Here is a 14,313-nt window from a genome sequence, read left to right as displayed (position 1 = left end):
ATGAGTAAAAAATCTAATGCTGAATTAGAACACATCTTAGAAAACAAATACAAATATACAGATGCAGCAATCCAAGCAGTAATTTGGGAACTCGAAAAAAGAGAAATAATCTCTGAAAACGCTGGTGCTATCAACGAAGCAGTTGTTGATCAAAAGTCACAAGAAAATATTGTAGTAGCAAAAGAAGAAAACATTAGAACTGATAGTGTTTTTGATGAATTTGAACTACCTGTTTTGTATTCTAAAAATGCAATAAAAGGGTTTTCGATATTTTTTAGTGTAATATTTGGTGCAGTTTTAATGATGTACAATTTAAAACTAATGAATAAACCAAAGGCAAGAATTCAAGTGCTTATTTTTGGAATTCTATACACAATTGCAATCTACATTATTGTAAACACTATACACATACAATTCTTTTTGTCTTTAACTTTAAATCTTTTTGGAGCTTCTATTTTAACAGGTTTATTTTGGAATAAAAACTTAAACAAAGATTTGAATTATAAATCAAAAAGTATTACAAAACCTTTAATTATCTCTTTAATAATTACAAGTTTTATCATTTTATTAGCCTTCTTGCCCTTAATTTTAGAAGAATAATTATTTTTTAATTAAATTAAATCCTAAACATGCTGATCTATCAAAATTGCATTTCCATCAGGATCTAAAACTACGAAACTTGCTGGTCCTGAAGTTGTTTCATCTGCTTCAGTTTCTAAAGTTACACCTTCTTGTTTTAAGTGTTTTTGAATAGTTCTTACATCATCAAATTCAGCTAATTTGTTGGCATTTTCATCCCAACCAGGATTAAACGTCATAATATTGTTTTCGAACATTCCTTGAAAAAGACCAATTAAAGCATTGCCGTTTTTCATAATTAAATAGTTCTTTTCGATTTCGCCTGCAAAAACAGAAAAGCCTAATTTTTCGTAAAACGCTTTCGATTTATGAATGTCTTTTACAGCTAAACTGTTTGAGAATGCTCCTAATTTCATAATGATAGTTTTTGGGTTGATGTTTTAAAGTTAAGAAAATCTTTTGTAATTGCTATTGCCTTTAGCAAAACAAATAGTTTGCAAACAAGTTTAGCCCTGATTGAAATGGCATCCTTTTTTTGTTTTTCATAAAAAAAGATATAATGAAAAGCAGGAAATAGCTACTAATAACTCTAATTCTCCATAGACAACAAAACCATCCTTAACTCCATAAAGGTAAAAGAGTTATCTACTTTTTCTTTGAGTTCTGTGAGGTTTTTAAACTCAGTTTCTTCAATTGCTTTCAAGATTTTTTTATACTTTTTAATATCTATCAATTCTAAAATATCAACATCGCCAGAAGGTATAAAACTTGCCAAATGACTCTCTATGGTACCTGCTGTTAAACTGCGCTCTTTGGCAATTTCTTTTATAGATAAGCCAGATTTAAAAAGCTCTAAACTAATTTGTTTGGTTGGTTTTTTATCTTCTTTTTTCTGTTCATTAAATTTATTAATTCCGTTTTCTTTACAATATTGTTCTATAACTTCTAAGATTTCTTCTCCGTATTTAGATACACGAGTTTTACCCATTCCTTTAACTTTTAGCAATTCTTGTTCTGTTCTTGGTAAAGCATCACACATTGCATACAGGGTTTCTTGGGTAAAAATTTGAAAAGCGGGTATGTTTTCATTTATTCGAATTTCATCACGCAATTCACGTAATTTTAAAGCTAACAAAGGATCTTTTCTGGTAGATAATTTTTTCTTTTTAGCTGTTGGTGCAGATTTTTGTAAAACAGCTTTTGCTCTAACTTTTAAATATTCTTGAACCTTAAATCCATTTGTCATTTTATTTAAAGCAAATAACTTTTCGAGTAATTTTTCTTGCAAAGAATCAAACTGAGTGGTAAAATCTTTTTTTACAGCTTTATTATCCGAAGAAAATTCAATTGTATTTAATGGTTTTAAAATGTTATTTTTAGTCTGATTTAAAAAATAATCTACAGCTTTTGTAAATCGTTCTTGAATTTGAGAACTATTTTCTGGTAGGACATTGTCTTCCGAAATTTTATTTAATTGATTTTTAAATCCGTTAGAAACTTTCATTAAAGCTACAACTCCATCATCTTTTATGGTTTGTAAATGATCAATAACATCACCTTTAATACTGGTTTGATTTTTATAAAAAATGTCTATTAACCTAGTTGAAGGATATAAAAATGGTTGAAAATCGAATAATTCTGAAATTAAATTGAGTTGAAAATCTTTTTCTGAAGCATTTAAAACTGTTTCATCAGGATGATTTTCTTCTACACTTTCATTAAAAACACTCACAGTTTGGTCGTTAATAATTGCGTTGCTAGTAATTGGTGTTTTTAAAATCAAACCTTCTAAAGAAGTACACCTACTTAAAGCCACGTACGTTTGTCCGTGAGCAAATGAAGCTTCTGCATCTATAATGGCTTTTTCGAAAGTTAAACCCTGACTTTTATGAATGGTAATTGCCCAAGCCAAACGCAAAGGAATTTGAGAAAAAGAACCAATAACATCTTCTTTAATCTCTTTGGTTTCTTCGTTAATTGAGTAATTTACGTTGTCCCAATTTTCTCTTTCTGTAACAATTTCATCTATTTCGTTGGCACATTGTACAGTAACATTTTCTCTAGAAATATCGGTTACAATTCCTATTTTACCATTAAAATATCTTTTTTCTTGTGATGAATCATTTTTGATAAACATTACTTGAGCACCAACTTTTAACTCTAATTTCTCGTCATTTGGATAAGCGTTTTCATTGAATTTACCTGAAACCTCTGCATCAAAAAAATGGCTTTGGTATTTAATTTTATTCAGCTCAGAATTGTTGATTAAATTGGCTCTTTTATTATGTGTTGTTAAGGTGATGTAACCATCATCTTTGGTTGGTGAAAATTCTGGATTGTATCTTTCATATAAAATTTTAGCAGATTTTGCTGATAAATTACTATTTCTGACTTCATTTAAAATGGTAATAAAATCATCGTTTTTCTGACGATAAATATGCTTTAATTCTATAGAAACTACATTGGCTTCTTGAAAAGCTTTAGAGCTAAAAAAATAGACAGTTTCGTAATGATTTCTTAGTAAACTCCATTCATTTGGTCTTACAACAGGAGCTAATTGTTGCAAATCTCCAATCATTAAAACTTGTGCGCCACCAAAAACTTTATTTCGGTTTTTATAACGCCTCATTACTTGATCTATACCGTCTAATAAATCTGCACGCACCATAGAAATTTCGTCTATAATTACTAAATCTAAGGATTTTATAATATCAATTTTTGTTTTAGAAAACTTACGCTGCTGATTTGTATTTGCAATCTGATCTGGTAAAATTGGTCCAAAAGGCATTTGAAAAAACGAATGCACAGTAACACCTTTTGCGTTAATTGCTGCAACACCTGTTGGTGCAACAATTACCATTCTTTTTAATGAATCACTTTTTATTTTGTGTAAAAAAGTAGTTTTTCCTGTACCTGCTTTACCAGTAATAAACAGATTTCTGTCTGTTTTATCAATAAAATTTAACGCAAGTTCTAATTCAGGATTTTTTGGCATTTTTTACTTTTTGATGCAAGGTAAATAAAATCAAGAAAAAATCTATCTAATATTTAAGAACGTAAAATCTTTTCCATTTTACGACCTTTTGCTAATTCATCAATTAGCTTTTCCATTTGTCTACACTTTTTATAAACTTCAAATTCATCTTCAATTTCTTCAATTCTGTAACCACAAACCACTCCTTTAATCATATTTGCATTGGGATGCATTTTTGCTTGCTCAAAAAATGTTCTAAAGGTTACTTTTTCTTCGATTAAAGATTGTAATTTATCTTGATTAAAACCTGTTAGCCACTCTAATACTTGATGAAACTCTTCTTTTGTTCTTCCGTGTTTTTCTAATCTATTCCAATAATGAGGATAAATAGATGCAAAAATCATATTGGCAACTTTTTCGTTTTTTTCTGCAGTAACTTTCATTTTTTTAGAATTTAAAGTGAATTAAAGATAACGATTTTATTCTTTTTCATAATCGTGTATAAAAGTGATATAAGAACTGCTAGCCATTAAATTAGGATTTGTACCTTCTATTCCTTCAGGAATTGGATGATTACGTGTTTTGTAATACTTTACCCAACTTGCCATTGGTTTTCCTGTACTGTCATTAAACGTCATTGGATGTGTAAGAAAAGGAATAGCTTCTTTAGACAAATTTTGAGAAGAAAACATTTTATAAACTAATTCTGAGCAATAATATGAACTGTTATCCCATAAAAAAATATCATCATAAGGTGTATTTATTCTTTCAAGTCCGTATGCAATTGCTTTAGAAATATAAGGTTGATAAACGCTATCTATTCTTGCAACTGTAGTTTGCGATTTGTTGTGTTTGTTTTTATGTCTGTTTAAGAACTTATCTAAAGGTGTTTGACTAATTCCTATTTTCGGAATTGCTTCTACCACATACCATTTTCCATTCTCTTTCATTGCTATACCAACATGCGAATAGTTTTTGGCAATTGAAGTTGCTGTTACGTTTTTAATGGCATTATCTATGTCGTCTGTTCCTGTATTTTGAAATAGTAAATCTCCTTCTTTTAGTTTAAAAGTGTTGTTTTTAGAATTGCTATTACAGCTAAATAAAAAAAAAGTGAATATTAGAATTACACTTATTTGATTTAGTTTTTTAATCATAATTATTTTAGTTTGATATTCACAAAGTTCGTGATTTTTTGTTGAATACTTAATAAACTAGCAATCTGCCTTAAAATCAAGATGATAAACAACAAACAAGTTTAGCCCTGATTGAGTGGTTTGTCTGAGCTCTTTTTTGAGGTACGAAAAAAAAGCGAGTAACGAAAGCAGGAAATAGCTACAAATAAAAAAACTCCAACTTTTCAGTTGGAGTTTTGTAGTTAATTAATTCAAATTTTAACTAGCTTTTTAAATCTTTTATAATGTTTAATGCTTCTCTAGTTTTTTCTTCAATTTTTGCTAAATCGAAATTACCATCAGCATCTTTAGCCATTAATTTAGAGCCCATACCTACACAAGTAACTCCTGCAGCAAACCAAGCTGATAAGTTTTCTTTTGTTGGTGCAACACCACCTGTTGGCATAATAGAGGTCCATTGTTGTGGGCCTTTAATACCTTTTACAAATTGTGGTCCGTAAATATCACCAGGGAAAAGTTTTACGATTTCGCATCCTAATTCTTCTGCTCTTGTAATTTCTGTTAAAGTTCCACAACCAGGAGACCAAAGTACTTTTCTTCTGTTACAAGCTATTGCAATGTCTTCTCTTAATACTGGAGTTACAATAAAATTTGCTCCTAAAGCCATGTATAAAGATGCTTGCCCAGCATCTGTTACAGAACCTACACCCATTACCATACCTGGTAATTCTGCAATAGCATATTTTGTTAACTCACCAAAAACTTCGTGAGCAAAATCACCACGTGCTGTAAACTCTAAAAGTCTTGCTCCACCATCGTAACAAGCTTTTAAAACTTTTTTACTTACTTCTATATCTTTATGAAAAAACAAAGGAACCATCCCTGTGTCTTTCATTATTTGTGCTACTTCTATTCTTGTAAACTGTGCCATAATTATCTTGCTACTCTACCAGAAGCATCACCTCCCATTAATTTTTCTACTTCTGCAACTGTTGCTAAGTTAGCATCACCTTTAATAGTGTGTTTTAAACAAGATGCAGCTACTGCAAAGTCTAATGCATTTTGATCATCTTCTGGGTATTTTAATAATCCGTAGATTAAACCTCCCATAAATGAATCTCCACCACCAACTCTATCTACAATATCTGTAATTTGGTATTGACGTGTTTGGTATAAAGTTGTTCCATCATATAAAACACCTGCCCAAGTATTGTGAGATGCAGAAATTGAACCTCTTAAAGTAGTAATTACTTTTTTAGCTCTTGGGAATTTTTTCATCATTTGCTCACAAACTGATAAAAATGCTTCTGCTTTTACGTTATGACCTTCTGTTTGTACAGAGATTCCTTCTGGTTTAATACCAAAGTGCATTTCTGCATCTTCTTCGTTTCCTAAAACGATATCACAGTAAGAAGTTAATTCTGTCATTATTTTTTCTCTGTGAGCATCGTCACAGAATTTCCAAAGCTTAGCTCTGTAGTTTAAATCTGTAGAAATAGTAATTCCTTTAGCACTTGCAGCTTTTAAAGCTTCTAAAGTTACATCTGCAGCCCCTTGAGAAATTGCAGGGATAATACCTGTCCAATGAAACCATTCACAACCTTCAAAAACAGCATCCCAATCTATCATACCAGATTCTATTTCTGCAATTGCAGAATGAGCTCTATCATAAACTACTTTAGAACCACGAGATACAGCACCAGTTTCTAAGAAATAGATACCTAATCTGTCTCCACCATAAACAATTTTATCAACTCCAACTCCACGTTTTCTCATTTCCATCATTGCACACTCACCAATATCATTCTTTGGTAAACGAGTTACGAAATCTACATCTACACCATAGTTTGCTAATGAAACTGCTACGTTAGATTCTCCTCCACCATAAATAGCGTCAAAATTATTTGCTTGTGAAAATCTTAAAAATCCTTGAGGAGCTAATCTTAACATGATCTCTCCAAATGTTACTACTTTACCCATTTCTTAGTATTAATTAATTATAAATCTTATTGGTTAAACGTTTAAACAATAATTAAAAATAAAATCAAAACACATAATCTGTTATTAGTTTTGATTGTATGAAATAAACTGTATATTTGTTTAAACGATTAAGCAAAGATATAAAATTTTGGTAAAAAAAAACAAAACTACTATAAAAGATATTGCTAATGTGCTAAATATCTCTGCTGCTGCTGTTTCTAAAGCATTACATAACGACTCTAGAATCAGTGAAAAAACTAAAAAAGCGGTTAGACAAGTTGCCAAAAACTTGAATTATCAACCTAATCATTTAGCTAGTGCCTTAAGAAGTGGAAAAAGTAAATTAGTGGGTGTAATTGTACCTAAAACCAATAGCAATTTCTTTTCTGCAACTATACATAATATAGAAGAGGTTTTAAATGAAGAAGGCTATAACATTATTATAACTCAATCTAATGAGTCTTTTGAAAAAGAATGTAAAAATATTGATGCCTTACTTTATACTCAGGTTGATGGTATTATTGCATCTATGGCTAATGAAACTGTAAATTTAGAGTTTTACGAAAAAATTAAAGCTGCTGGCATACCATTAATTACTTTTGATCGTGGTGAAAATGATTTAAATGTAGATTATATTGGTATTGATGATTATAATAGTAGCCATATTATTGTAAATCATTTGGTTGAACAAGGTTGCCAAAGAATTGCACATATTGGTGGTTTTAAAAGAACTAGAATATTTAATAATAGAATTAGAGGTTATATTGATGCTTTAAAAAAACATAATCTGCCTTTAGATGAAGAACTATTAATAGAAAGTGATTTAACTGTAAAAGATGGTAGAAAAAAAATGGAACAACTTTTAGCTTTAGATAATAGACCAGATGCAGTATATGTAGCTGGTGATTATGCAGCTTTAGGTGCTTTGCAAGTTTTACAAGAAAAAGAAGTTAAAATACCAGACGAAATTGCTTTAGTTGGTTTTGGTGATGAGCCTTTTTCTGCAATGGTTACACCAAGCATAACAAGTGTAAATCAGCATAGTTATAAAATAGGTAGAATTGCTGCTGAAACTTTTTTAGAATACGCTAAAAAACCAAAAATAGAACAGTCATTAAATAAAATTATTCTTGATTCTGATTTAATTATTAGAGCTTCTTCTTTAAAAAAGAAATAGTTTTATGAGTCTTTATTAAATAAAATCTAGTTTACTAAAAGATTTATTTAAAATTGATGCATCATCTACTTGCAGCCATCTGTCTAAAATTGTGGCGTACACAGACCTAAAATCTATGGTGTGTATTAAATCTCGGTTTTTGTCTAGGTTTAATAAATCTGGAGCATCATTATAAAAACCTTTTTTCTTTAAATTTTCGCCAATTAGAAAGATGTTATTTGCTGCTCCATGATCTGTACCACCTGCAGCATTTTGTTGCACTCGCCTACCAAATTCAGAAAAAGTGAGAATTAAAGTATCTTTAAAATTATCATTTTTCTTTAAATCTTTTACAAAAACTTCTACTGCTTCACTATAGGTTTTTAATAATTTACTATGCTTAATATTTTGATTTGCATGGGTATCAAAACCACCCATAGAAACATAATATACTTTACTATCTAAATCAGAATTAATAAATTCTGCTGTTGTTTTTAATTGTTTGGCAAAAGGATTATTTGGGTAATCTAAATTACTTTTATAGGTTTTAGAAGTCTCGTAAATATATTTAGCAGACGATTTAGCTTCTATCATTGTTTTGTACAAATAACCCAAGTTATGCTCGCTTAAATGGGCTTCTGTTTGTTGTTTTAATATTTTATTAAAAAATGGAGTTTGTGTATTACCAAATAAAACTCTTGGATTTTTTGTTGCAATTCCGTTCATATTTTCTCCTTTCATAATTAAAGAAAGACTATCATCTAACTCAATTGCAGCATATGGATTTTTACCATATTTATCTATAAATCTACCCACCCAACCCGAATTTAAATATTCGTCTGAATTACTAGCTGTTTGCCAAATATCTGTGGATCTAAAGTGAGATCTATTAGGGTTTGGATACCCAACATTATTAATTATAGAAAGATAACCTTGATCATATAAATTTTTTAGCGGAGCTAAACTTTCATGAAAACCTAATTCATCTGTGGTTTTTATAATCTTATTTTTGGGAATAGAAAGTTTTGGTCTATTTCTAAAATAAACATCGTTTGTATAAGGCACAATTGTATTTAAACCATCATTACCACCTGATAATTGAATAATAACCAACTTTTTATGTTTAAATGTATCTTTAGAAACATTCTCAAAAGCTTTTACAAAATTCGGAACAAAAAATAAGCTACTTGCTAACGTACTTTGTTTTAAAAAATCTCTTCTTTCCATAGTTTTAGTTTAACAAAGTTGATATTCTGGAATTGACATTAATTGTATACAGAAATTTCGGTTTGATTTAACTTGTAGTGATTCAAGAAAACTTACTGTGTCTGTATCTATTTTTGATAGAATTAACAAATCAGTTAATTCTTTGGGGTATAAATCTTTGTGTTTAGCATCAAACTGACCCCAGTTTTTGGTTGTTTTTAAGTATTTACTTCTTTGTTTTACTTTCTTATAGTACTTATCAAATGTATCTTCGAAATCTCCTTTTTCATCTAAATCAATTATTGCATTGTTAAGTAATAAAGCAGATAATTTCATTCTAAACATTAAGGTGTTAGAATCTATCCAACTTTTACCTCCTTGCCAACCAGAAACATTATCTGGGTAAAGTAATACTTGTCCCATCATTTTTTGTAAATAGATTAATTGTTGTTTTTTATCAAAAGAAACAGGTACAATTTTTTGAATACCTACTAATAATTCTACAGGAGATTTTATTTTAACTCCAATATTAACATCTTCATAAAACCATTTCGATTTAAAAATATAGCTCATTAAATTACTGATATTATAATCTTTATAAAAGACATCTGTAATTTCGTTTAGTCTTTTTTTATCAACAATAGGATTAATAAAATATTTGTAAACCTTTGTACAAATATATTTTGCACATTGTTTTTGTTCTAAAATTATGTCTATAATATCATCACCATTGAAATTACCTGTTTTACCAAAAAATCTTTTTTCTGCATAATCATGTTGTTTTTCTCTAAGATAATAATCTCCATTATTTTTAAAAGACCAACCTGTAAATGCCTTTGCTGCTTCTTTAATGTCTTGTTCTGTATAATTGCCAACACCTAACGTAAACAGCTCCATTAACTCTCTGGCAAAATTTTCGTTAGGTTTAATCTTTATATTCTGTTTATTATTTAAATACTTGCTCATAGAAGGTTCTTTTGCAATTACTTTTACAAATTGCCTAAAGTCTCCTAAAGCATGTTTTCTTAAGGTATTATTATATCTTTGGATAAAAAAAATATTATTATCTCTACACACAAAAACATTTGCCCAAAACAAGGTCATTTTTTCTCTTAAAATGGCATTTGATTCTGCTAATCTTTTTAACCAAGCACTATTTAATTCTCTTACTTTTTGTTGTTGTTGTTTTCTTAAATTTCTAATTTCTTGATCAGTAAATTTATTTTTAAGCTCTCTTATAGTTTTAAATTTAATGTCATCAAATTCAGAAAGATCTAATTCGAGTGGTTTATAATCGTTTGATGTTTCAAAAATTTCTGCAACAATTTTAGATTTTGATTTAGACTTTAATTTTAAGAGTTCTTTATAATCAATTCCAAAACCTGATCGCCAATGTAAATGAAGAATATGTTTTTGTTTCATAATTTTATACGATTATTTTCTTTAGACTGACAAGTTCATAAAAAGTTTAAACATAAATTAAATAATTGATTAAAAATTAGTTAATTTATAAAATTAATCTTAAAAAAACAGCAAATTAGTTTAACTGGTAAAATAATGTAGAGCTAAAATTAAAGCATAAAAAAAAGGACTGATTTATATATCAGTCCTTTATTAGTTACAATTTATAAATCCCCCAACTTATAATTGTCATAATTATACTACAAATATAAGTTGGTATTTAAATTTTATTAGCTAAAGTTCGTTTATTGGGAGTTAATCTTCGACGAATGGTGAAAAAGTTACGTTAAACGAAAAACTTATAACAAATTTAACTTTTTCATAAGTTCGCTTTTATTAGACCTGCTTACAGGAACTACATCTTTTTTAATTAAAACAGTATTATCTTCTATGTCTATTATTTCAGAAATATTAATAATAAAAGATCTATGTACTTTAAAAAAGGTGTCTGTAGGTAATTTGTCTTCTATTTTCTTTAAGGTAGAGTGTACAATATAATTTTTTTCTTCTGTTTTTATATTAATATAATCTCCTTTAGCCTCTATTAAATAGATACTAGGTATACTAACTTTTACAAGTCTTCTATCTACATTTACGTAGATAAAATTCGATTTTGGTTTCTTCTTTGGTTTTGGTTTTTCTATAACCGTAAACGATTCTAGTTTTTCTAAAGATTTATTAAAACGCTCTCTAGTAATTGGTTTTACTAAATAATCTACCACACTTTTATATTCAAAAGCTTCAAGCGCCAAATTTTTATCGCTAGTAGTTAAAATGATTTTTGGTGGATTTTTTAGAGTTTTAATAAAATCAAAACCAGAAAAAGTAGGCATATGTATATCTAGATAAACTAAATCTACACTTGCTGTATTTAAAAACTTTATAGCATCTATTGCAGAAGAAAATTCATCAATAACATTTATTTGTTCTGTCTTTAAGCAAAGTTGTTTTGTTATTAACCTTGCAGTTGCATCATCATCAATTATTATACAATTCATATATACAATGTGGGGAAAACTTTTAATCGTATAAATATACGTGAATTTTGTCTAAAATTTCAAGAAAATTGTGATGCAATTCTATATTATCTTTTTTTAAAGCTATTTCATATTCAGTTGCTGTTTTTAAACCTTTTTTTAAACCTAACAAACTTATTTTATGCTTTAGTTTATGAACGTTATTAGAAGTTTCTATATATTTTTTTGCTTTAAAATTTTGTTTAAACAAATTAACCTCTTCAGTAAATTCTTCTTTTATAATACCTAAAATACTATTTTGAAACTCAATATCATCTCCAGATATTTCTTTAATTACTGATAAATTCGGTAGCTCCATGAAAATTCTTTTTTAATTTGGGTATGAACAAAAATATAAATAATTACGAATTTGATAAGCTTGCCCTGTTCCAATATTCTAATAAAGAAGTTACTTTATTTGTATAATCAGCAAACTTTAAAGGCTTAGAAAAATAACCAGAAATTCCTATATCATAACCTTTTTCTAGATCTATCTTACTCTCTGAAGTAGACATAATTACAACTGGTATAGGTTTAAGTTTTGAATTGCTTTTTATAGCTGATAAAAACTCAAAGCCATCCATTTTTGGCATATTTATATCTGTAATGATTAAATCGAAAGAATTATTTTTATCATTTAAAAGCGCAAATGCTTCTTCTCCATTAACGGCTTCTAAAACAGTACAATAAGAATTTAATTTCTGACATACTTTTCTAAATTTTAGTCTTTCTATTCTATCATCATCTACTAAAAGTATTGAGAGGGACTTCATTTAAGATTATTTAATTGACAACAAAAGTGAAACAAAAAATAACTTTATTTTTTTTTATTTGACAAGCTGCTTACAAACTTCCTTAAATGGTTACCAAAGATAGTTGAAATGTTGATAAATTAAATACTTATCTGTCTTTCAATCTGTTGATCTAAAGAAATAAAAGTTTCTGTTCTAGAAACCCCTTTTATATTCTGAATATTTTTATTCAAAAGATTCATTAAATCTTCATTATTTTTACATAAAATTTTTATAAAAATAGCATAATTACCAGTTGTATAGTGGCTTTCTACCACTTCTGGAATTTCTTTTAATCTTTTTATTGCAGAAGAATAAAGACTTGCAGAATCTAAAAAAATACCAACATAAGCTGTTGTAGTATATCCTAAAGATTTGGGGTTAATAATCATTCTATAACCATCTATAAGCTTAGACTTTTCTAATTTTCTTAAACGTTGATGAATTGCGGCACCAGAAATACCTACTTCTCTTGCAATACTTAAAACAGGAGTTCTTGCATCTTTTACCAATCTTTTAATAATTATCTTATCAATTCCGTCAATTTTCATATTTTTCCTATTTTTAGCATAAATATAAAAAAAATAGAGAATACAAGGCTGTATTCTCTATTTTATATCAAATTAAAACGAACTTAAGTTAAGCTTTCATTTCAAAATCTTCCATAAACTTCGTTGTATAGTTACCAGCAACATAATCTGGATGGTCCATTAACTGTCTATGAAAAGGTATTGTAGTTTTTACGCCTTCTATTACAAATTCATCTAGTGCTCTTTTCATTTTATTAATTGCTTCTTCTCTTGTTTGAGCAGTTACAATTAATTTAGCGATCATAGAATCGTAATTTGGTGGTATCATATAACCTGCATACACATGTGTATCCATTCTAACTCCATGACCACCAGGTGTATGTAAAGTTGTTATTTTACCAGGTGCTGGTCTAAAATTATTATGTGGATCTTCTGCATTAATTCTACATTCTATAGAATGTAATTGAGGATAATAGTTTTTACCAGAAATTGGCACTCCTGCTGCTACTAAAATCTGCTCACGAATTAAATCATAATTTACAACTTCTTCTGTAATTGGGTGTTCTACTTGAATTCTGGTATTCATTTCCATAAAATAGAAATTTCTGTGTTTGTCTACCAAAAACTCTACAGTACCTGCACCTTCATAACCTATAAACTCTGCAGCTTTAACAGCAGCATTACCCATATTTTCTCTTAATTCATCAGTCATAAAAGGAGAAGGTGTTTCTTCTGTTAACTTTTGATGACGTCTTTGAACTGAACAATCTCTTTCTGATAAATGACAAGCTTTACCATAAGAATCTCCTACAATTTGAATTTCGATATGTCTTGGCTCTTCTATAAGCTTTTCCATATACATATCATCATTACCAAAAGCAGCTTTAGATTCTTGTCTTGCAGAATCCCAAGCATCTTTTAAATCTTCTGGTTTCCAAACTGCACGCATTCCTTTACCTCCACCACCTGCAGAAGCTTTTAACATTACAGGGTAACCTGTTTCTACAGCTAACTTTTCGCATTCTTCAAAATCTTGAATAACTCCCTCAGAACCTGGCACACAAGGTACACCAGCTGCAATCATTGTAGATTTTGCATTTGCTTTATCTCCCATTTGGTCAATCATTCTTCCAGAAGCACCAATAAATTTAATATTATGCTCTTCGCATAAATTAGAAAATTTAGCATTTTCTGATAAAAAACCATAACCAGGATGAATGGCATCTGCATTTGTAATTTCTGCAGCAGCTATAATGTTAGGCATTTTTAAATAAGATTCGCTACTTGGAGCTGGGCCAATACAAACTGCTTCATCTGCAAAACGAACGTGTAAACTTTCTTCATCTGCTTTAGAATATACAGCAACAGTTTTTATACCCATTTCTTTACACGTTCTAATAACACGTAAAGCAATTTCGCCTCTATTGGCTATCAATATTTTTTTAAACATAGTATAAGAGTTTTAGGTTATGAGTTTTGAGTTA

At 28.9% G+C, this 14,313-nt stretch carries 15 protein-coding genes; 2 read left to right on the top strand and 13 right to left on the bottom strand.

Going from position 1 to position 14,313, the window contains the following annotated elements; genetic code table 11:
- Nucleotides 1-600: a hypothetical protein gene (locus KO506_RS09115; protein ID WP_215994597.1), complete on the top strand. Its 600-nt coding sequence runs from the start codon at nucleotides 1-3 to the stop codon at nucleotides 598-600.
- Between the two features lie 23 nt (nucleotides 601-623).
- Here KO506_RS09115 and KO506_RS09110 read toward each other — a convergent pair whose 3' ends face one another.
- From KO506_RS09110 to KO506_RS09085, 6 genes are all read right to left on the bottom strand, one after another.
- Entirely contained in the window at nucleotides 624-995 is a 372-nt protein-coding gene (locus tag KO506_RS09110; RefSeq protein ID WP_215994596.1) for a VOC family protein, read from the bottom strand.
- A gap of 173 nt (nucleotides 996-1,168) precedes the next feature.
- Nucleotides 1,169-3,574 (bottom strand): helix-turn-helix domain-containing protein, encoded by a 2,406-nt coding sequence (locus KO506_RS09105; protein ID WP_215994595.1) that lies wholly within the window; start codon nucleotides 3,572-3,574, stop codon nucleotides 1,169-1,171.
- 53 nt (nucleotides 3,575-3,627) lie between these two features.
- Nucleotides 3,628-3,996, bottom strand: coding sequence for a DUF2200 domain-containing protein (locus KO506_RS09100; protein ID WP_215994594.1), 369 nt, complete (start codon nucleotides 3,994-3,996; stop codon nucleotides 3,628-3,630).
- 36 nt (nucleotides 3,997-4,032) lie between these two features.
- The gene (locus KO506_RS09095; protein ID WP_215994593.1) at nucleotides 4,033-4,710 is read right to left on the bottom strand and encodes a YiiX/YebB-like N1pC/P60 family cysteine hydrolase; all 678 of its coding nucleotides are present in this window, start codon (nucleotides 4,708-4,710) and stop codon (nucleotides 4,033-4,035) included.
- Between the two features lie 241 nt (nucleotides 4,711-4,951).
- The gene (locus tag KO506_RS09090; RefSeq protein WP_215994592.1) at nucleotides 4,952-5,620 is read right to left on the bottom strand and encodes a bifunctional 4-hydroxy-2-oxoglutarate aldolase/2-dehydro-3-deoxy-phosphogluconate aldolase; all 669 of its coding nucleotides are present in this window, start codon (nucleotides 5,618-5,620) and stop codon (nucleotides 4,952-4,954) included.
- Between the two features lie 2 nt (nucleotides 5,621-5,622).
- Entirely contained in the window at nucleotides 5,623-6,669 is a 1,047-nt protein-coding gene (locus KO506_RS09085; RefSeq protein WP_215994591.1) for a sugar kinase, read from the bottom strand.
- 148 nt (nucleotides 6,670-6,817) lie between these two features.
- Here KO506_RS09085 and KO506_RS09080 point away from each other — a divergent pair, with 148 nt between their 5' ends.
- Entirely contained in the window at nucleotides 6,818-7,846 is a 1,029-nt protein-coding gene (locus KO506_RS09080) for a LacI family DNA-binding transcriptional regulator (RefSeq protein WP_215994590.1), read from the top strand.
- A gap of 15 nt (nucleotides 7,847-7,861) precedes the next feature.
- Here KO506_RS09080 and KO506_RS09075 read toward each other — a convergent pair whose 3' ends face one another.
- The 7 genes from KO506_RS09075 to accC all read right to left on the bottom strand — a co-directional run bounded on the left by KO506_RS09075 (nucleotide 7,862) and on the right by accC (nucleotide 14,279).
- The gene (locus tag KO506_RS09075; protein WP_215994589.1) at nucleotides 7,862-9,052 is read right to left on the bottom strand and encodes a DUF1501 domain-containing protein; all 1,191 of its coding nucleotides are present in this window, start codon (nucleotides 9,050-9,052) and stop codon (nucleotides 7,862-7,864) included.
- A gap of 9 nt (nucleotides 9,053-9,061) precedes the next feature.
- Nucleotides 9,062-10,453 carry a DUF1800 domain-containing protein gene (locus tag KO506_RS09070; protein ID WP_215994588.1) on the bottom strand — a complete coding sequence of 464 codons (1,392 nt, stop codon included), beginning with the start codon at nucleotides 10,451-10,453 and terminating at the stop codon, nucleotides 9,062-9,064.
- A 338-nt stretch (nucleotides 10,454-10,791) separates the two neighbouring features.
- Nucleotides 10,792-11,490, bottom strand: a complete 699-nt coding sequence (locus KO506_RS09065) for a LytR/AlgR family response regulator transcription factor (RefSeq protein WP_215994587.1) — start codon at nucleotides 11,488-11,490, stop codon at nucleotides 10,792-10,794.
- A 22-nt stretch (nucleotides 11,491-11,512) separates the two neighbouring features.
- A complete protein-coding gene (locus KO506_RS09060) occupies nucleotides 11,513-11,827 on the bottom strand; it encodes an Hpt domain-containing protein (RefSeq protein ID WP_215994586.1) in 315 nt (104 codons plus the stop codon).
- 43 nt (nucleotides 11,828-11,870) lie between these two features.
- Complete coding sequence (locus KO506_RS09055) at nucleotides 11,871-12,281, bottom strand: response regulator (protein ID WP_215994585.1); 411 nt, start codon at nucleotides 12,279-12,281, stop codon at nucleotides 11,871-11,873.
- Nucleotides 12,282-12,400: 119 nt separating this feature from the next.
- Nucleotides 12,401-12,850, bottom strand: a complete 450-nt coding sequence (locus KO506_RS09050) for an Lrp/AsnC ligand binding domain-containing protein (protein ID WP_215994584.1) — start codon at nucleotides 12,848-12,850, stop codon at nucleotides 12,401-12,403.
- 88 nt (nucleotides 12,851-12,938) lie between these two features.
- Entirely contained in the window at nucleotides 12,939-14,279 is a 1,341-nt protein-coding gene (gene accC, locus KO506_RS09045) for an acetyl-CoA carboxylase biotin carboxylase subunit (RefSeq protein ID WP_215994583.1), read from the bottom strand.
- Nucleotides 14,280-14,313 lie beyond the last annotated feature (34 nt).

Origin of the sequence: Polaribacter vadi (assembly GCF_018861005.1) — a bacterium.
Classification (GTDB): domain Bacteria; phylum Bacteroidota; class Bacteroidia; order Flavobacteriales; family Flavobacteriaceae; genus Polaribacter; species Polaribacter vadi_A.
The sequence above is the reverse complement of the archived record's forward strand: the minus strand, read 5'-3'. Positions and strand labels throughout refer to the sequence as shown.